The following is an 18,778-nucleotide window of genomic DNA, read 5'->3' on the forward strand; positions in this document are numbered from 1 at the left end:
CGGGACACCATGAACAACCCCTTTAAATGGCAATTACCGGCATTGGCGGTGCTTGCAGGCTTGTTTCTGGCAACCCCTGCATCGGCCCATCCCCACGTGTTCGCCGAAGCGCGCCTCGAGATTGATACTTCCGCGGATGGTCTTGTCACCGAGCTGCGCAACGTCTGGCGGTTCGATGAGGTCTTTTCCTCCAGCGTTCTTCTCGATTTTGACGAGAACGGTGATCTGCAGCTCGATCAAGCTGAACTCGCCGAGATCAGCACCATGGTGACCGCCTCGCTGGCGGAATTCGACTATTATGTCAGTCTCTCCGTCGACGGCAGGGATGCGGGCATATCACTGCCTGAAGACATCAAGGTCGATTACCAGGACGGCCAGTTGCTGATGTTCTTTGCGGTGGTGCCTGCGAAGGAACTCCGCCTAAGCGGCAAGATTGCCGTCGGTGTTTTCGACCCGACAATGTATGCGGCGCTGGATTTCATCAATGATGAAGACATGATGGTCACCGGCGGTTCGTCGGGACAATGCGCACGCAACGTCGTCCGGCCCGATCCGGACGAGATCATTGCCCAGAACCAGGCCTTGCTGACCGAAGCCTTCTTCGAAACCACGCAAAGCGGCGATCTGTCCAAGCTTCTCGCCACCCGGCTGGAGCTGACTTGCTGATGAAATCAGGCTCCGCGCGCTTTCTGCTGACGGCATCCATCGCGCTTGCCCTGCTTGCAGGTGCGGCGCACGCCCAGTCATCCCTTGGTATCGGTTCCGCCGAACCCGCGATCACCCCAACTGGTTTTGGCGGCTCGGTGCTGCACTGGATCAACCAGCAACAGCAGGCATTTTACCGTTCGCTGACCGGCGCCCTCAAAGCCATGCGGTCTGATCCCTGGCAGATGTGGGGTCTCGTCAGCCTGTCATTTCTCTATGGCGTGTTTCATGCCGCCGGCCCCGGTCACGGAAAGGCAGTCATCTCCTCCTACATGATCGCCAACGAAGTGGCCCTCAAACGCGGCGTGGTTCTAGCCCTTCTCTCCTCGATGCTGCAGGCCTTGACCGCGGTGACTGTTGTCGCCGCAGCTTTCTTTTTCTTGCGTGGCCTCTCGATCTCGATGACCAGCGCCACCTATTTCATGGAAATCGCCAGCTATGCGCTGATCACCGCCTTCGGTTTGTGGCTGCTCACGCGGAAGCTGCTCTCATTGCGCGCAGCTCAGACCATCAGCACTCATGCGGCGGCTGCGCAGACCGCAGGTCATCATCATGGGCACGACCACGCCCATCACCACCATCACACCCATGCCGAGGGAGAAGTCTGCGCGACCTGCGGTCACGCGCACCTGCCCGATCCGAAAATGATATCGGGCCGGGATTTCAGTGTACGGGAAGCATGGAGCGCAGTCATCGCCGTTGGGCTCAGGCCCTGTTCCGGCGCGCTCATCGTTCTGACATTCTCCATGCTCAACGGGCTCTGGATCGCTGGCATCGCTTCGGCCTTCGCAATGGCGCTTGGAACAGCGATTACCGTATCGGCACTGGCAACTCTGGCCGTGTTGGCCAAGGGCACGGCGATCCGTATCGCCGGCGCCTCCATGGGCGGCACCGTTGGCACAGCCATAGAACTCTTGGGCGCCGCTACGGTATTTCTGCTGGGACTTCTGCTGCTTGCCGCCTCGCTGCAGGCCTGACCGGAATTAGTCTGTCCTGCCCTGGTCCTTGCGCTGGCGCCTGCCACGCAGCCAGAACACCGCGAAAAACGCGAGCACGAACGAAATCGCCAGCGCATAGGACAACCACGGCGATATTTCCGAAAGCGACATCATCATCGCCGGCATGAAATAGAACGCCAGCCCCGTGCCGAGCAGGATCACCGCTGCGGCGATCGCGGCAGAGCGGTTGGAGGTCGTCGGTTCGCTCATGGGCCTGTTCCTTTGCAATCGGTGCTCCTGCACCAGATAGACCTTTTCGGCTTCACTGCAACACCTTCGGCTCGACATGAAGCTTCCGATGCCCGAAATTCATCCTTGGGACGCTCCAAGCGTTGAAACAGGCCTCGTCATGTGAACGATGCGGCGGTTTTCCTCGACCTCTTCATGGATCACTGAAAACCCCATGCGACCATACCATCCAAGCGCCGGGTTTCGGCTGTTGGTGATCAGCCCGACGCGGTTCAGCCCGATTTCAGCCGCCCGCCGGAATGTCGCTTCGAGCATCTGCCGGCCGCAACCTGTTCCCGCAAAATCCGGTGCGGTCGCGATGGACTCGAGAAAAAGCTCGTCCTCGAGCACACGCAGGATCAGCACGCCTGCAAGCATCCCCTCGCGTTCGTATAGCCAGACCTCGCATTGTTCGAACACCAGCCCGTAATCCCATTCAAGAGGGATCGCACGCGCACTCACAGCCGCCTCGGTCCGAGCATAGGCAGCTCGCTGAAACAGCTCTACACGAGAGCGGTCTTCGGTCGAGGCCCGCCGCAAATCCATCAGGCCTGCCCTGCCCTGATGTCCTCCAGCCGTCTTTTCTGCGTTCCGTCCTGATTGAAATTAGACGGTTTGAGCCACGCCTCGAAGGCCGTCTTGAGAGCCGGCCACTCAGCGTCAATCATCGAGAACCAGGCAGTATCGCGATTGGCGCCCTTCGAGACGATATGCTGGCGGAAAACGCCTTCGAACTGGAAGCCAAGCCGGGCGGCGGTAACCTTGGAAGGTCCATTCTCGTTGTGGCACTTCCATTCGTACCGGCGGTAGTCAAGATCATCGAAGACGTGCCGCGCCATCAGGTAGTGTGCTTCGGTCGACATCGGGGTCCGAGCCATCGCCGCGCCATGCGCCACCGAACCGACTTCGACCACCCCGTTCGCCGGATCGGGCCGCATCAGCGATGCCATGCCGACGATGTTACCAGTTGTCCGGCTGCGGAAAATACAGGTCACCCATCCGAGCTCGCGCTGTGACCGGTCCAGCCAGTCACACAGCTGGGACGGCTCCGAATAAGGTCCGTTCGGAAAATAACGGATCAGCTCGCTGACGCCTGCCCCGCCGAGAGCATTCCACAAAGCATTCTCATGGACTTCCCGCCTGTAGGGTTCGACCATCACATAACGCCCCGTCGACGAAAAACCCGCCGGCGCCGCCCTCGGCGTCCATTTGCTCAAATCACGCATTTTGCCACCTGAATTGAAATTCGCGCCGGGATAGGACATGAGTTCAGCGGACAAGACAACCACCTTCGGCAGGAAAACCACGATGATCCATCCAGTTGCAGCCTTCGACCGCATCGGCGAGGAAAATGCCTTCGCCGTTCTGGCGCGCGCCACAGAACTTGCCAACCAGGGCCGCGACATCATCAACCTCGGCATCGGACAGCCCGACTTCAAAACTCCGGGGCATATCGTCGAAGCCGCCGTCAAGGCCCTGCGCGACGGCCATCACGGCTACACCCCGGCCAACGGCCTTCTTCAGGCGCGCGAGGCCGTATGCCGCCGCACCCATTTCATGACCGGCGTCGAGATCTCGCCCGACAGCGTGATGATCATGCCGGGCGGCAAGCCCACCATGTACGCAGCCATCCGCATGCTGGGCGAAGCGGGTGTCGATATCCTGTATCCGGACCCCGGCTTTCCGATCTATCGCTCGATGATCGAGCATGTCGGCGCAAACCCGATTCCCGTGCCGATGCGCGAGGAAAACGGCTTCGCCTTCTCGGCCGAGGAAACCCTGGCTCTTATCACGCCGCAAACACGGCTGCTGATTCTGAACTCACCGGCAAACCCGACCGGCGGCGTCACGCCAAAGGCGGAAATCGACAAGCTTGTGGCGGGCCTCGCCGCACACCCGCAGGTCGCCATCCTGTCCGATGAGATCTACGATGTGATGACCTATGACGGCGAGAGCCATACCTCGCTGCTGACCTATCCTGAAATCCGCGACCGGCTGATCGTGCTCAATGGCTGGTCCAAGACCTGGGCCATGACCGGCTGGCGCATGGGCTGGTCGATCTGGCCCGACAGCCTGATCGGTTATGTTCGCAAGCTCGCGGTCAACTGCTGGTCATGCGTCAACGCGCCGTCTCAATTCGCCGGTATCGCCGCAATCGACGGACCGCAGGACGCGGTGGCCGAGATGCTCACGGCTTTTGACCGCCGCCGCCGGCTGGTCACCGACCTGCTCAACGATTTACCCGGCGTCTCCTGCATTCTGCCAAAAGGCGCCTTCTACGCGTTCCCGAACATTTCGGCCACCGGCTGGAAGTCCAAGAAGCTCGCCAGCGCATTGCTTGAAGAAGCGGGGGTAGCACTGATCGGAGGGCCTGATTTCGGCATCCTCGGAGAGGGCTACATCCGGGTATCCTGCGCCAATTCCGACGAGAACATCGAAAGCGCGATCAAGAGGGTCGGTGAGTTCCTCGCTGCTGGCAAGACCTGATACGGTCCACAGATCAAGGGCGGCTTTCGCCGCCCTTATCCGTCATGCCGTTCTTGGGAGGAGTGAAGGGGCATGTCTGATGATCAGGGTGCGCTTCAAAGGTTAACGACGTCTAAACGCCCGATGGCCTGATTTGACCTGCAGCTTCCAGAATGCGCCAATTCGGGATCGGTAATGGTTCACCAGTGCAGGCCTCTGGCAGGCAGCGGCGTCACATCCGCCGGGCGAGAAGCGTTATCCCGGCGAGGCCGAACGCGACGGCAAACGCGCCTTCGAACCACCGTCGCATACGCAGATAGATCGCCACAATCCGGCTGCTGGAAAACATCAGCGCGTAGGCCGCAAAAACCGCCAAGCTCTGCAAGCCGACGACAACCACCACCAAGCCGATCTCAAGCGGCGAGGCTGTGACTGGCACACCGACCGAAAACAATGCTCCGAAGAACAGGATCGCCTTGGGATTGGTCAGATGCATCGCCAGCCCCTTGCCATAGGAAGCGCGGTAACTTCCCACGGAAACCGAACGGAGCTTTGCATGACCCGGAGATAGCGCGCTGCGGGCGCTCTTGTAAGCCAGAAACAGAAGGTAACCGGCACCGCAATAGCGCAGCACTTCGAAGACCCAGGCATTGGCTTGCATCAGCGCGCCAAGCCCAAGCGCGGCGGCGACAGACCAGCTCCAGGAACCACAGGCGATACCTGCCACCAGCGCCAGCGCCTGCGCACGCCCGTGGGCCATAGCGGTTCCGGCAATCGCAAGGGTGGAGGGACCCGGGCTGGCAGTCGCCAGCAAGGCCGCAGTCAGGATCAGGGGAAAGTTGATATCGCTCATTGTGGCGGCAGCATTGCACCGGACCGGGGCAAGCACAACGCGGCAAACAATGACTTTTTCTGAAGCCAGCCATCACGGAAGCTGATCGAGACCAAAGCGTTGCCCAACCATTGGCATGTCCGCCTGCATCGGCCCCAAATGAAAAACGGGGCGCTTTCGCGCCCCGAGAAGTCTGGTTTTGGGTTTTCTTTGTCTGAGGCACCCAACTTGCCTATCTGGTCACGATCTCTGGCCCCATCAGACTGTAGGGCAACCATGTGGAGATGGCCGGCACATAGGTCACGATGATCAGGAACAGGAAAAGCACCGCAACGAATGGCAGCGCCGCGCGCACCACCTGCACCAGGCTCATCCCGGTAATCCCGGAGGTGACAAACAGGTTGAGCCCGATCGGCGGCGTGATCATGCCGATCTCCATGTTGACCACCATGATGATGCCGAGATGTACCGGATCGACACCCAGTTCCATCGCGATCGGAAACACAACCGGCGCCACGATCAGCAGCAGGCCCGACGGTTCCATGAACTGTCCACCGATCAACAGCAGGATATTGACCGCGATCAGGAAAGTGAACCAGGTGAAGCCGTAGCCCAGCATCAAATCGGTGATGGCGTCGGGAATGCGCTCGGACGTCAGCACGTGGGCGAACAACAGCGCGTTGACGATGATGAACATCAGCATGATGGTGGTCTTGGAGGCGTCCACCATCACCTTGCGCGTGTCTTCGTTGAAGAAGGCCCGACCGAAATTCCTGCCCATCAGCGACAGGTTGCGGCCCCAGATCGGCAAGCCGGCCATCAGCGCGGCTGGCACACCGGCAATTCCCTTTTCACCGCGCCAGGCAGTGTAGGCCACGAGAATGAAGAGCGAAATCGCGAGACCGAGGTTTGAGCGGCCCGCAAAGGTGACCGTCTCGGAACCACTGGTGGCAAAGAACGACAGGATCATCCAGACAAAGTAGAAAGCCACCGCATAGACCAGACCCGAAAAGCCGGCGCGTGCCCGGCGCGAATCCGTATCGTTGACCCATGTGATGCCCGCCATGGGCCCCATGTCGCGATAGATGAAGATGGCAATGAAGAACGAGTAGATCGCAGCCACGGCCGCAGCCTCGGTCGGCGTGAAGACGCCGCCATAGATGCCGCCGATGATGATGATGATCAGGAACAGGCCCCAGCCTGCGTCCTTGCCGCCGGCGACGATTTCGCCAAATCCGCGCCAGGGTTCGGACGGCAGCCCCTTGATCCGCGCCACGATGTAGATCGCGATCATCAGCATGAGACCGGCAAGAATGCCCGGGATCACGCCGGCGAGGAACATGCGCCCGACCGACACGTCCGTGGCCGCCGCATAGACCACCATGACGATCGACGGCGGAATCAGAATCCCGAGCGTTCCCGCATTGGCAATGATGCCGGCCGCGAACTCCTTGGAGTACCCGACCTGCCGCATGCCGGCGATGGCAATGGTGCCGATCGCCACCACGGTAGCCGGGGAAGACCCGGACAGGGCGGCAAACAGCATGCAGGCGAGCACGCTCGCCATGGCAAGGCCGCCACGGAAATGCCCGACCGTCGCAATGGCAAACCGGATGATGCGCTTGGCCACACCGCCGGTTGACATGAACGCCGAGGCCAGCACGAAGAACGGAATGGCAAGCAATGTGTAGTTCTGCGAGGCGGTGAACAGCTGGATGGCCACCGAGGACATCGAGTCGGTGGAAAAGAAGGCGATCAGGATGATCGAGGAAAGACCCAGCGACACTGCAACCGGCACGCCGACAAACAGAAGCCCGAGGACGAGAATGAAGAGAATTGCGGTTTCCATGACGGATCAGTCCTTCAGCACGTTGCGGTTTTCGGCAACGAGGTCTTCCGCCTCATGTCCGGCAATGATCAGTTCGCGGTCGCCGCGCCAGATGGCCACCATGGCCTGCAGTGCACGGAACCCGAAAAGACCCAGTCCGATTGGCAGGATGAGATAAGCGATCCAGCGCTGTACCCGCTCCTTCAGGCCGAATGTCTCCTGCATCCATTCCGGATAGCGCAGGTCATCGAGGCCGATGCCGATCTGGAAGAATTTCGCCCAGTAAACCATCGCGCCGCCGCTGGTGTTGGCGCCGAAGATCCCGAGCCATGCTGATTCGATCAGAATGGCGGCATAGAGAAAGGCGCAGACAGCGCCGAAGATGGCGAAGAACCGGAACACCGGTTTGGGAAACAGCCGCAGCAGCGCGTCGACGCCCAGATGCATGCCCTGCTTGAGCCCATAGCTCATGCCGAACAGGATCATCCATGCAAACAGGATCCGGGTGAATTCCAGCGCTCCGGTCCAGCCGCTGTTGAAGCCGTAACGGGCCACCACCTGGGTGAAGGAAACAATCGTGATAAGCGCCAGAAGAACAGCCAGCACGTTTTCTTCAAACCGGGTGACCGCATCCGGGTTGCGGCGTTCCGCAAGCCAGAAAAGCGCAATCACCGCGCCCATGATGATGTAAGGCAGATAGATATACATTGCGTCCCCCAGAATGCCGAATGCCCCAGCCGTAGTCCGGGTGGACCCGGATTTTCCCGGGTCCACCCTTTTTGCCTAGCTGGCTTCTTGTTTAGCTGGCGTCGTTCGAAGCAACGGCGGCATCGATCAGGTCGGTGCCGATATCGCCTTCGAACTTCGACCAGACCGGCTTCATCGCATCGACCCATGCCTTGCGCTGCGTGGCATCGAGTTCGCGGATGGTGCCACCGGCATCCAGAATGTTCTGGCGGTTGGCTGCTTCCTTGGCGGCGACCGAAGCATTGGCTTCGTTGGTCACATCGTTGACGATGGATACAAACTGGTCACGCACATCGGCCTCAAGGCTGTTGAGCCATTCCGTCGAGGTCACCAGAAGGTAGGCCAGCAGCTGGTGGTTGGTTTCGGTGACACCATCCTGCACTTCGAAGAACTTCTGGGTGTAGATGTTCGACCAGGAATTTTCCTGCCCGTCGACTACGCCGGTCTGCAGCGCGCCGTAGACTTCCTTGAAAGCAAGCTTCTGGGCGGAACCACCCATGGCTTCGATCATTGCCACGGCAACGTCCGAGGTCTGAACGCGGAACTTCAGGCCATCAGCATCCGAAGGCACCAGCAGCGGCTTGTTGGCCGAGAACTGCTTCAGGCCTGAGGACCAGTAGCCCAGGCCGGTGTAGCCGACATCTTCCATAACCGTCAGCAGGCCCTTGCCGGCATCCGACTGGGTGAAGCTGTCGACAGCCTTGAGGCTTGCAAACAGGAACGGAAGGTCGAACAGGCGGTACTTGAGCGTGTAGGCCTCGAACTTCGACAGCGAAGGCGCTGCGAGCTGGACATCGCCCAGCAACAGGGCTTCGAGAACCTTGTCATCGTCGAACAGCGTCGAGTTGGCGAACACTTCCATGCAGGCCTTGCCGTTCATTTCGGAGTTCACGCGCTCGGCGAGCAGCGTGGCGGCGTCACCCTTGGGGTGACCGGTTGCAGCCACCACGTGGCTGAACTTGATGACCATCTCGCCGTCATCGCAATTGGCCGAAGCCGCATTGGCGGTGAACAGGAGAGCGGCGGCGGAAACGGCGCCAAGAAGTAGCTTTTTCATGAGATATCCTCCACTGGGGCAATACGCCCGGAACTTGTCAAGCGAAGCGCAGACCAGAGGAAGCGGCAGGACCGGGCTTTGGCCCGGCATCCTCCCGGCGATGACCTCCCGTCCACCGCATTCAGCGTAAGAGCTTTGCAAGGCCCGTGCCAATTGAAGAATGAAGGGGTAAAAGCAGCAAAATAAGCTCAAACAGCACAAGCTACGGCATCAAGAAGGGGAAAAGCACGATGCGCGGCCGCGATTACGGGCAACAGACAACCCGTCAGCAGGCAAGCATGGGCACTCTACGACCCATCGGCACTTTCTCCGGATGAGATCCCCAGCCGCCGCATCTTTTCATACAAGCCCTTGCGGGAGACCCCAAGCTTCTCATAGGTGGGCTTCAGCGCACCGCCATTGCGGCTGATCTCGGCCCTGATCACCGCGCTCTCGAACGCGTCCATCCGCTCTGCGAGACTGCCGCTTCCGATCTCGAGCCCCGTGTCGGGCTCGGAGCCGAAACCCGCCCACATGCCGAGCACGAACCGGTCCGCCACGTTTCGCAACTCGCGCACATTGCCGGGCCAGTCATGGGCAAGCAGCCCGGCCTCGATCTGCGGCGCGATCTCCGGGATCTCGCGGCGGTAGCGGGCACGGGCTTCGCGTGCCAGGTGGAAGAACAGCAACGGAATGTCGTCCTTGCGGGCGCGCAGGGCTGGAATATCCAGGGTGATTACATTCAGCCGGTAGTAAAGGTCTGTTCGGAACGCTGGGTTGTTGTTCAGATCAGCCTTGGTCGCCGCAACGAAACGCACATCGAGCGCCACCTGCCGGTTCGATCCAAGCCGCTCGATCGACCTTTCCTCGATCGCGCGCAGCAGTTTGGCCTGCAGGTCGATCGGCATGGATTCAATCTCGTCAAGAAAAACCGTGCCACCATTGGCATGTTCGAGCTTTCCGATCCTGAGTTTCTGCGCCCCGGTGAACGCACCGGCTTCGTGGCCGAACAGTTCTGATTCAAAGATATCGGCCGGCAGCGCCGCGCAATTGATCGCAACGAAGTTGCCCTTGCGCCGTGGACCGAAATCATGAAGCGCCCGGGCGACGACTTCCTTGCCAGTTCCCGTTTCGCCGGTGATCAGCACATCGGCATCGGTATCGGCCACGGCCGAAATCTGTGCCCGCAGCCGCTGGATGGCCGGATTGCGGCCCACCAGCCGCGACGAAAGATCGTCGCTGCCTTCGAGCGCATTTCGCAGCGAACGGTTTTCCAGCACCAGCCGGCGCTTCTCGAGCGCCCGCTCGACCACCGAGAACAGGCGATTTGCGGCAAACGGTTTCTCGATGAAGTCGTAGGCGCCGGCACGCATCGCTTCGACAGCCATCTGAACGTCGCCATGTCCGGTGATGAGCACGACCGGAAGAGTAGGGTCGACACCCAGAATGTGGCGCATCAGCGCGAGACCATCCATGCCCGGCATCCGGATATCGGAGACAATCACACCATAGAGACTGCGAAGCGGCAGATCACCGATATCCTCTGCGCCGGTGTGGCACCTCACACTCAACCCCTCGAGTTCCAGCGATTGCTTCAGCGCATGCCTGAGGTCGGCATCGTCATCGACCAGATGCACAACCCTGTCCTGCGGCCTCAGCGCGGAACTGTCTTCCAAATTGGGGCTCCTCCCGGGTCAATTTCTGCACTGCCTGAAATCATGAAGCAGCCGTTTTGTCCAGCATCATGGCATTGCCGCTTAAATTGCCGCTTCAGCGGCTGGCGCCGTACGGTCATTCCTTCCAGCCACATCAGCCTCCGCTGCCCGCAGATTGATCGTGAAACAGGCCCCGCCTTCCGGTCTGTTGTCCACCATGATGGTTCCGCCAAAATCACGGATGATATTGTCAACGATGGACAAGCCGATACCAATCCCCTCACCCACCCCCTTGGTGGTAAAAAAAGGCTCGAAGACCTTCGGCAACTGCGCGGGGTCGACCCCCGGACCGTTATCGATAACGGTGACGACGACACGGTCTCCCTGCCGCCGCGCGTCGATCTCCACTGTCGCATCGGCCTGCCCGGAAAGAGCATCGATCGCATTGTTGACGAGATTGACGAACACCTGCCCGAGCCTGATCCTGCCACCCAGCACGAAGAGCCCCGAAACGCCGTCACCGACGCGAATATCGGTGATACCTGCGGCCCGCGCCCGCGGGCGCGCCAGCAACAAGGCTTCGTCGATAATGGTGCCAAGCGGAACCGGTCCAACGCTGGCGCCCGGCTTGCGCGAGAAGGAAAGCAGCGTTCTTGACAGCTCCGCCATGCGCTCGACCAGTCCGTTGATCCGCGCCAGATTGCCCGAAACCTCGGAAAGTGCACCCTTGTCGAGAAACCGCAAGGCGTTGTCGGAATAGGATCGTATCGCGGCCAATGGCTGATTGTATTCATGGCTCAGTGCCGTAGACATCTGTCCGAGCGCGGCGAGCTTTGCGGTCTGCACCAGTTCGTTCTGTGTCTTGCGCAGGCGCTCCTCCGCCTCGCGGCGGACCTCGACTTCCTGGCTGAGCGACTGGTTGGTGATTGAGAGCGCCCGCGTCCGGTCCCTGACAACGCGCTCAAGACGCAGCGCGGTGGCCCGGTCGGTGCGCGCCTTGATGATCGCCTCCTCGTTGCGGCGGAGAACCACGAGGGCGATCATCCCGGCAAGCAGCCCGACAAGCGTCGCAATCGACGCCGCGCTCAGACGTGCCGCAGCCACCGGGGCTGGATCGGCCAACACATGCAGATCCCATTCCAGCAGAGGCAGGCCGCGAACAAGATCCAGTCGCCGTTCGAAACGGCCATCGATTAGATACCGGTCGCTCTCTGCCGTCTCGCGCAGGTCGGCGATGTTCTTGAGCCGCCAGGCAGCATCATTTGCCAGAAACACGGTGCCTGTCTTGTCGGTGACAAAGATACGGCGCGCCGACAGCGCCCAGGCTGCTTCGACCCGATAGAAGTCGACATAGACGATCACGACACCGACGAATTTTCCCTCGCGGTGAACGCCGGAAGAGAAAGCATAGGTCCGCTCTCCTTGCCTGTTGGCAACAGCTGCACGGCCCAACCTGCCCTGAAGGGCGACCTCGATAAGCTCCGGCAACCCTTCAGCGCGATCGACGAGTGAACCCCGAGCATTCGCCAGCAATTCTCCGTCGGGAAAGAAGAAGGCCACATCCATGGCCGCCGACATGCTCGCAGTCGATTCAGCAATCCTGCGCGCATCCAGAGCCTGAGCATTGCCTTCGGCATCGCGAACGAACAATGCTCGGATTGATGATTGGCGTGACAGCAATGGCGGAAGCAGGCGGTACTTGTCGAGGACGCCGGACAGGATTTCGGTCTGCACCGACAGTGTCTCGCCAGCCTTCTGCATCACCTCCGAAAGCGCGCGCTCTCTGGCCGAGCGGACGGACCATGCCACGATGATCGCCAGCAGGATGGCCCAGACAACAAACAGGCCAAACCTGAACCGGCGGAATTGTCTCTCGATGGCGGCGCGCGATTGCATCGGCTGACTCTAGAGCCAATCATCGCCAAAGGAAATCTCCCGGGCGACGGGATTTCACGGTCGCCCGGGAGCCGGCTTCATTGCAGCGTCAGTCCCGGGCAAGGTGAAAAAACCCGGCGCGACACCCAGCCAAGAGAGTGAGATACCTTGATAATCAAACCTTGGCCGCCGCGACCGTTGCCTCGATATGGTCAACCAGGGGATCGGCCAGCCCAAGACGGCCTGCCAGCAGGTCAAGAAACCCGCGTTCAGCCCTTGTGTCGGGGTCGATCGCAAGCCGCGCAGCAGTAAACATCTCGATTTTTTGAACCTCGGTTGAAGCTGAGGCCAAGATGCCGTCCATGTCGACGGGCTTGGACAGCTCGTCATCAAGAAACGCGATGGCGTCTTCGCCGAGACCCGACAGCGCCAGCTTGTCGTGAATCCGCGCGCGCTCCGCATCATCCACATGGCCGTCCGCCCGCGCCGCGGCAATCATGATCCGGATCAGCGAAAGCGCGAAATCGCTGTCGACACGGGCCGGTTCGGCAGAGAAATCCGAATCCGCGGGCGGCGCCAGCATTTCAGGCTGCTGTGCGGCTGCCCCCTCCACCGGCGTCTTTCCGGCCTGGTAGTTTTTCCAGGCCTGGTAGCCGAGACCGGCAATGGCGGCCATGCCGCCAAGTTTCAGGGCTGACCCGCCGATCGCCCGTCCTGTTCCTGTCCCCAGGAGCACGGCCACGATCGCACCCGTGGCCAGCGGATTGTCTTTGGCAAGCTGCGTCGCCTGGCTGGCCTTGTCACGCACCGTACCTTGGGTACCGGGAACGTTGGAGCCGAGAAACTGGTCAAGCAGGGCTTTGGGATCGAACATTGGTGCAGGTCCTTGTCTTCCTGGTGTGGCAGCGCGTTCCGGCCGCTTCCAGCATCAGATAGGAATTCGCGGACCCGCTTTCAAACCATGGTCGACTTCTGACACTGACGCATCGAGGCCACGCACCGGTGGCTCCGATGACGACAAGAAAAAGCAGTGATCTCAGGCAGAAAACCGCGATGCCTCTGTGGCCAGCCGGGTGATGCCATCCCAGTCTCCGGCTTCGACCAGCGCATTGGGGGCCACCCAGGACCCACCAACGCAAACCACGTTCGGCAACGAGAGGTAGTCACGTGCATTGTCTGGCGTGATCCCGCCGGTCGGGCAGAACATCATTCCGGCCAGCGGCGATGAAAGCGATTTGAGGTAGGCGGCGCCACCTGCCTGTTCTGCCGGAAAGAACTTGAGGACCTCATAGCCTTCTTCCCTGAGCGCCATTACCTCACTCGGCGTGGCAGCTCCCGGCAACAACGGCACCGGCGACTTGCGGGCAACATCCAGAAGTTCAAGCGTCGTCCCGGGTGAAACGATGAACTGCGATCCAGCCTCGACAGCCTGGTGGTACTGTTTCGCGTTCAGCACCGTACCGGCGCCGGGAACAGCACCCTCGACCTCATCTGCCACCGCGCGGATTGCCTCCAGCGCCACCGGCGTCCTCATGGTGATTTCGATGGCTTTCAGCCCGCCCGCGACCAGGGCACGCGCCAGAGGTACCGCATGAGCGAGATCCTTGATGACAAGTACGGGCACCACAGGCTGCAATTTCAGAATGGAAATGAGGGCTTGGGTTTTTTCACCCATGGCGCTTGTCCTTTCGCGTCATCAACAGGAGCGCACCGAATAGCCTTTCGTCCAGGGATTGTCTACGCTGCGGCCTCAACCGGGCACCACAGACCGATTGCCTGAAATGCGCGAACGCGCTATTGCGGCTGGCATGAAGACACCTGCCAAAACACCCGCCCCGAACCAGCCCGTGGTCGTCGCGGCGCTGTACCATTTCGCCCGCCTCGAGGGCCATGAAGCGCTGCAGCCGCCGCTGGCGGAATTATGCGCCGAGCAGGGCGTCAAGGGCACCCTGCTGCTGGCCCGCGAAGGCGTCAACGGAACCATTGCCGGCTCCCGCTCGGCCATCGATGCCCTGCTGTCCCACCTTCGGGCCATTCCCGGGCTCGAAACCCTGGAGCACAAGGAAAGCAGTGCCCACAAGATGCCGTTCAGGCGCATGAAGGTGCGACTGAAAAAGGAAATCGTCACCATGGGTGTACCCGACATCGATCCGCTGGAGGGTGTCGGCGCCTATGTCGACCCGGCGGACTGGAACAGGTTGATTTCGGATCCTGACACCGTCGTAATCGATACCCGCAACGATTACGAAGTCGGCATCGGCACCTTCAAGGGTGCGATCAATCCGGAAACCAGCACCTTCCGGGAGTTCCCGGACTGGGTGGAAAAGGCCGGCATCGAAGACAAGAGCAAGCCAATCGCCATGTTCTGTACCGGCGGCATCCGCTGCGAGAAGGCAACCGCCTTCATGCGCGCAAAGGGCTATGAGAATGTCTACCATCTCAAGGGCGGAATTCTGAAATACCTGGAGAATGTTCCCGAAGACGAAAGCCTCTGGCAGGGCTCCTGCTTTGTCTTCGATGAGCGCGTGGCTGTCACCCACGGCCTTCGCGAAAGCGACGAGATACTCTGCCGCGCATGCCGCAATCCGGTGACGCCCGAGGAGCAGGCCTCGCCGCTCTACGAGGAAGGCGCGTCCTGTCCGCACTGCTACCACAGCCGCACCGAGGAAGACCGCGTCCGCTTCCGCATGCGCCACCAGCAGATGCTGGCCGAGCGCGCAACCGCGCGTTCAGAAGCTGAAGACGCATGAGCCCGAACCGGATCATCATCGTTGGCGGCGGCGTGGTCGGCATCGCCACCGCAGCACTGCTTGCGGAAGCCGGGCACAAGGTCACCGTAATTGATCGATCCGGCCTTGCGCAGGAAACAAGCAAGGGCAATGCCGCGGCACTGGCATTCTCCGATATCATGCCGCTGGCCTCGCCGAAGATCTTGCTCAGGGCGCCGAAATGGCTGCTTGATCCGCTGGGTCCGCTGACCATCCGTCCGTCCTATCTGCCGCGGCTCACACCCTGGCTCTGGCAATTCTGGAAGGCCAGCCTTCCCGCCCGCTACAGGGCTTCCATCGAAACGCAGACAGCGCTGATGCGGCTTGCCGAGGTCGAGATGATGGCGCTGGTCGACCGGGCCGGTATTGGTGCGATGGTGCGCCATGACGGCTCACTGGAACTTTACGAAAGCGAAGGAGAGCTCAAAGCCGCTTCTGCCGGCTGGCAGCAGCGGGAACAGGCCGGCATCGCCTTCGAGCATGTCCGCGGCGAGAGGCTGGCCGAGCTTCAGCCCGGACTGTCCTCACGCTTTGTCGCCGGCACCTATGTTCCCGGCTGGAAGACCGTGTCCGAACCGCAGGTATTTGCCCTTGCGCTCTGGGCCCATGCGGAACACTGCGGGGCAACCTTCGAGAAAGCCGAGATTGTCGGTCTGGAACGGTCCGAAGCAGGCCCATCTGTCAGGCTTGCCGACGGCACCACCCGCGATGCTGACCGCATCGTCATCTGCGCCGGCGCCTGGTCGACACGCCTGATCAACCCGGTGACAAAGCTGCGCATTCCGCTCGACACCGAGCGCGGCTACAACACCACGCTGCCCGAGGGCGCATTCGACCTCAAGCGCCAGCTGATCTTCGGCAATCATGGCTTCGTCATGACGCCGCTTTCGACCGGCGTGCGGGTCGGCGGCGCGGTCGAACTCGGCGGCCTCGACCTGCCGCCCAATTTTGCCCGCTCGAAATCCATGCTGGAGAAGGCGGCGACCTTCCTGCCAGGACTGAAAACCACCGGAGGCGTCGAATGGATGGGCTTCCGGCCCTCGATGCCTGACAGCCTGCCGGTGATCGGCGCCCTGCCGGAGGACCCATCGGTCCTGCTCGGCTTCGGCAATGGCCATCTTGGGCTGACCCAATCGGCAGCCATGGGACGGCTCATAGCTGATCTGGCGGGCAACCAGACTCCGAGTATTGACATTGCCGCCTGCCGGCCCGACCGTTTTTGATAACCCCGTAGTGAGAGCAAGCCATGGCGCGCAATCGTTTCTTCTGCATCGACGGCCACACCTGCGGCAACCCGGTCCGCGTCGTCACCGGCGGTGGCCCGCAGCTTGACGGCGGGACAATGCTCGAGCGTCGGGCGCATTTCCTGGCCGAGTATGACTGGATTCGTACCGGCCTGATGTTCGAGCCGCGTGGCCACGACATGATGTCGGGCGCCATACTCTATCCGCCGACGCGCGACGATTGCGACATCGCCTTCCTGTTCATCGAGACCTCCGGATGCCTGCCGATGTGCGGCCACGGCACCATCGGCACGGTGACGATGGCGATCGAGAATGGCCTTGTCAGACCGCGCGAACCGGGCGTTCTGGCGATCGACACGCCAGCCGGGCGCATCGTCGCCCGTTATCAGCAGAACGGCCGCAAGGTTACCGAAGTCCGGCTGACCAACGTGCCGGCATTCCTGCATTCAACCGGTATCAAGACCTGGTGCGAAGGTCTGGGCAAGATTACCGTCGATGTTGCCTATGGCGGCAATTTCTACGCCATAGTCGATGCCCAGGAAAATTTCGCCGACATGGCGGACTTCTCGGCCGGCGATCTGGTCCGCATGAGTCCGGCTTTGCGCGAACGCCTCAACAGCGAGCACGAGTTCGTCCATCCGGAAAAGCCCGATATCCGCGGATTAAGCCATGTCCTCTGGACCGGAGCGCCGACCAGACCCGAGGCCCATGCCCGCAATGCGGTCTTTTACGGTGACAAGGCCATCGATCGCTCGCCCTGCGGCACCGGCACGTCGGCGCGCATGGCGCAATGGGCGGCCAAAGGCAAACTCAGGCCCGGCGACGACTTCGTCCATGAAAGCATTATCGGCTCGCTGTTTCATGGCCGGGTGGAGGAGGCAACCCAAGTGGCGGGCAAGCCCGCAATCATCCCTTCGGTCGCCGGCTGGGCTGTGGAAACAGGGCTGAACACCATCACCATCGATGACGAGGAAGACCCTTTCGCCCACGGTTTCGTCGTCCGCTGATCAGCTATTGCCTGCCTCGTGGGCGGCGATCAGCGACTGGTACCAGTGGCCGGATTGCTTGATGGTGCGTGTCTGCGTTTCATAGTCGACATGCACGATGCCGAAACGCTGCGAATAGCCCTCGGCCCATTCGAAATTGTCCATCAGGCTCCAGGCGAAATAGCCCTTCAGCGGATGGTTCTCGGCAATCAGGTCGGCAACCACCGAGAGGTGGGTTGCGATGTAATCGAGCCGCATCGTGTCGCTGACGGCGCCGTTCTGGACTTCCGTGTTGTCGGCGGCTCCGTTCTCGGTGATGTAGAATTCCGGCAGCGTGTAGCGGCCATAGAGATCCTTGACCACGTGCGACAAGCCCAGCGGCTCGATTTCCCAGCCGATGTCGGTCTTCCCCGGTTGGACCGCCGGCGCGCCAGCCACATGCGGAAACTCTGCTGAGGCATCGTCGCTCACCCGCATCGGCGTGTAATAGTTCAGACCCCAGAAATCGAGCGGCTGGTGGATCGTCTCGAGATCGCCGTCCCTGATGTGCCCCGCCAGATCTGGACATCCCTCAAGTACGGAGTGCGGATAGGATCCCTTGAACAGCGGCCCGAAGAAGACCCCGTTGTGAAAGTCATTTGCCCGTTCCGCGGCCTTGCGGTCCGCATCGCTGTCGCTGGCCGCCATCACGCTCATCGCGTTGAGAACGATACCGACCGGCAGATCGGGCCGCTCCGCCCTTATCGCCTGCACTCCGAGACCATGCGCCAGATTGGTGACATGCAGCGCCGACATCGCCGCTTGCATCGACCGCTCGCCGGGCGCGTGAACCCCCATCAGATGGCCGAGATAAACCGAGCACCACGGCTCGTTGAAGGTAACGATGGTGTCGAGCCTGTCCCCAAGACGCCTGGTGACGATCCCGGCATAGTCGGCAAAGGCCTCAGCTGTCCCCCGGTCCGTCCAGCCGCCCCGCCCCATCAGCGCCAGCGGCAGGTCCCAGTGATAGAGCGTCGCGAACGCCTTGATGCCGCGGGCTTCCAGACCATCGAGCAGACGATCGTAAAAGTCGAATCCCTTTGCGTTGATCGCACCGGTGCCGTCAGGCAGGATCCGCGGCCAGGCAATGGAAAACCTGTACGCCTCGACGCCCAGTTCAGCCATCAGGTCGAGATCGGCGTCGAGCCTGTTGTAATGATCGCAAGCCTCGTCGCCGGTGTCCCCGCCCTTGACCCGGCCGGGCATGTGGGAGAACGCATCCCAGATCGACGGCTTGCGGCCGTCCTCGGTCGCCGCGCCCTCGATCTGGTAAGAAGCCGTTGCCACCCCGAACAGGAATGCGTCCGGGAACCGGCGGGCCAGTTTCTGCGGCGAGGTCTCGGATGTCATGTCGATCCCGTTCAGGTGATG

General features: G+C 61.2%; 18 protein-coding genes. 6 read left to right on the forward strand and 12 right to left on the reverse strand.

Annotation, left to right across the window (positions count from 1 at the left end):
• Positions 1 to 9 precede the first annotated feature (9 nt).
• On the forward strand, positions 10 to 666 hold the full coding sequence (locus SPHINGO391_RS19435; protein WP_152010390.1) for a DUF1007 family protein: 657 nt from the start codon (positions 10 to 12) through the stop codon (positions 664 to 666).
• On the forward strand, positions 666 to 1,682 hold the full coding sequence (locus tag SPHINGO391_RS19440) for a nickel/cobalt transporter (protein ID WP_152010391.1): 1,017 nt from the start codon (positions 666 to 668) through the stop codon (positions 1,680 to 1,682). Before SPHINGO391_RS19435 ends, SPHINGO391_RS19440 begins: the two co-directional genes overlap by 1 nt.
• Before the next feature lie 6 nt (positions 1,683 to 1,688).
• Here the strand turns inward: SPHINGO391_RS19440 and SPHINGO391_RS19445 are convergent, their stop codons facing one another.
• The 3 genes from SPHINGO391_RS19445 to SPHINGO391_RS19455 all read right to left on the reverse strand — a co-directional run bounded on the left by SPHINGO391_RS19445 (position 1,689) and on the right by SPHINGO391_RS19455 (position 3,157).
• Positions 1,689 to 1,913, reverse strand: coding sequence for a hypothetical protein (locus tag SPHINGO391_RS19445; protein WP_152010392.1), 225 nt, complete (start codon positions 1,911 to 1,913; stop codon positions 1,689 to 1,691).
• 99 nt (positions 1,914 to 2,012) lie between these two features.
• On the reverse strand, positions 2,013 to 2,477 hold the full coding sequence (locus tag SPHINGO391_RS19450; RefSeq protein WP_152010393.1) for a GNAT family N-acetyltransferase: 465 nt from the start codon (positions 2,475 to 2,477) through the stop codon (positions 2,013 to 2,015).
• Entirely contained in the window at positions 2,477 to 3,157 is a 681-nt protein-coding gene (locus SPHINGO391_RS19455) for a GNAT family protein (protein ID WP_152010394.1), read from the reverse strand. Before SPHINGO391_RS19455 ends, SPHINGO391_RS19450 begins: the two co-directional genes overlap by 1 nt.
• 82 nt (positions 3,158 to 3,239) lie before the next feature.
• On the opposite strand from SPHINGO391_RS19455, the gene SPHINGO391_RS19460 reads away from it, so the two are divergent.
• Positions 3,240 to 4,418, forward strand: coding sequence for a pyridoxal phosphate-dependent aminotransferase (locus tag SPHINGO391_RS19460; RefSeq protein WP_152011640.1), 1,179 nt, complete (start codon positions 3,240 to 3,242; stop codon positions 4,416 to 4,418).
• A gap of 211 nt (positions 4,419 to 4,629) precedes the next feature.
• Here the strand turns inward: SPHINGO391_RS19460 and SPHINGO391_RS19465 are convergent, their stop codons facing one another.
• From SPHINGO391_RS19465 to SPHINGO391_RS19500, 8 genes are all read right to left on the reverse strand, one after another.
• Entirely contained in the window at positions 4,630 to 5,250 is a 621-nt protein-coding gene (locus tag SPHINGO391_RS19465; RefSeq protein WP_152010395.1) for a LysE family translocator, read from the reverse strand.
• Between the two features lie 211 nt (positions 5,251 to 5,461).
• Complete coding sequence (locus SPHINGO391_RS19470) at positions 5,462 to 7,078, reverse strand: TRAP transporter large permease (RefSeq protein ID WP_152010396.1); 1,617 nt, start codon at positions 7,076 to 7,078, stop codon at positions 5,462 to 5,464.
• 6 nt (positions 7,079 to 7,084) lie between these two features.
• Positions 7,085 to 7,765, reverse strand: coding sequence for a TRAP transporter small permease (locus SPHINGO391_RS19475; RefSeq protein WP_152010397.1), 681 nt, complete (start codon positions 7,763 to 7,765; stop codon positions 7,085 to 7,087).
• Positions 7,766 to 7,856: 91 nt separating this feature from the next.
• Positions 7,857 to 8,861: a DctP family TRAP transporter solute-binding subunit gene (locus SPHINGO391_RS19480; protein ID WP_152010398.1), complete on the reverse strand. Its 1,005-nt coding sequence runs from the start codon at positions 8,859 to 8,861 to the stop codon at positions 7,857 to 7,859.
• A 287-nt stretch (positions 8,862 to 9,148) separates the two neighbouring features.
• Positions 9,149 to 10,516: a sigma-54 dependent transcriptional regulator gene (locus SPHINGO391_RS19485; RefSeq protein ID WP_244615263.1), complete on the reverse strand. Its 1,368-nt coding sequence runs from the start codon at positions 10,514 to 10,516 to the stop codon at positions 9,149 to 9,151.
• An 81-nt stretch (positions 10,517 to 10,597) separates the two neighbouring features.
• The gene (locus SPHINGO391_RS19490; RefSeq protein ID WP_152010399.1) at positions 10,598 to 12,391 is read right to left on the reverse strand and encodes an ATP-binding protein; all 1,794 of its coding nucleotides are present in this window, start codon (positions 12,389 to 12,391) and stop codon (positions 10,598 to 10,600) included.
• Between the two features lie 154 nt (positions 12,392 to 12,545).
• Entirely contained in the window at positions 12,546 to 13,244 is a 699-nt protein-coding gene (locus tag SPHINGO391_RS19495; RefSeq protein ID WP_152010400.1) for a tellurite resistance TerB family protein, read from the reverse strand.
• Between the two features lie 162 nt (positions 13,245 to 13,406).
• A complete protein-coding gene (locus SPHINGO391_RS19500; RefSeq protein WP_152010401.1) occupies positions 13,407 to 14,045 on the reverse strand; it encodes a 2-dehydro-3-deoxy-phosphogluconate aldolase in 639 nt (212 codons plus the stop codon).
• Positions 14,046 to 14,178: 133 nt separating this feature from the next.
• Between SPHINGO391_RS19500 and SPHINGO391_RS19505 the strand changes: the two genes are divergently transcribed.
• Genes SPHINGO391_RS19505 through SPHINGO391_RS19515 form a run of 3 tightly spaced genes read left to right on the forward strand, consistent with a single transcriptional unit; the run spans position 14,179 to position 17,389 of the window.
• The gene (locus tag SPHINGO391_RS19505) at positions 14,179 to 15,120 is read left to right on the forward strand and encodes a rhodanese-related sulfurtransferase (RefSeq protein ID WP_152010402.1); all 942 of its coding nucleotides are present in this window, start codon (positions 14,179 to 14,181) and stop codon (positions 15,118 to 15,120) included.
• The gene (locus tag SPHINGO391_RS19510; RefSeq protein WP_152010403.1) at positions 15,117 to 16,361 is read left to right on the forward strand and encodes an FAD-dependent oxidoreductase; all 1,245 of its coding nucleotides are present in this window, start codon (positions 15,117 to 15,119) and stop codon (positions 16,359 to 16,361) included. Before SPHINGO391_RS19505 ends, SPHINGO391_RS19510 begins: the two co-directional genes overlap by 4 nt.
• A 23-nt stretch (positions 16,362 to 16,384) precedes the next feature.
• Positions 16,385 to 17,389 (forward strand): 4-hydroxyproline epimerase, encoded by a 1,005-nt coding sequence (locus tag SPHINGO391_RS19515; protein ID WP_152010404.1) that lies wholly within the window; start codon positions 16,385 to 16,387, stop codon positions 17,387 to 17,389.
• Here the strand turns inward: SPHINGO391_RS19515 and SPHINGO391_RS19520 are convergent, their stop codons facing one another.
• A complete protein-coding gene (locus SPHINGO391_RS19520) occupies positions 17,390 to 18,757 on the reverse strand; it encodes a GH1 family beta-glucosidase (protein WP_152010405.1) in 1,368 nt (455 codons plus the stop codon). It lies immediately after the preceding gene.
• Positions 18,758 to 18,778: the final 21 nt, after the last annotated feature.

The organism is Hoeflea sp. EC-HK425, assembly GCF_902498795.1.
Lineage (GTDB): Bacteria > Pseudomonadota > Alphaproteobacteria > Rhizobiales > Rhizobiaceae > Hoeflea > Hoeflea alexandrii.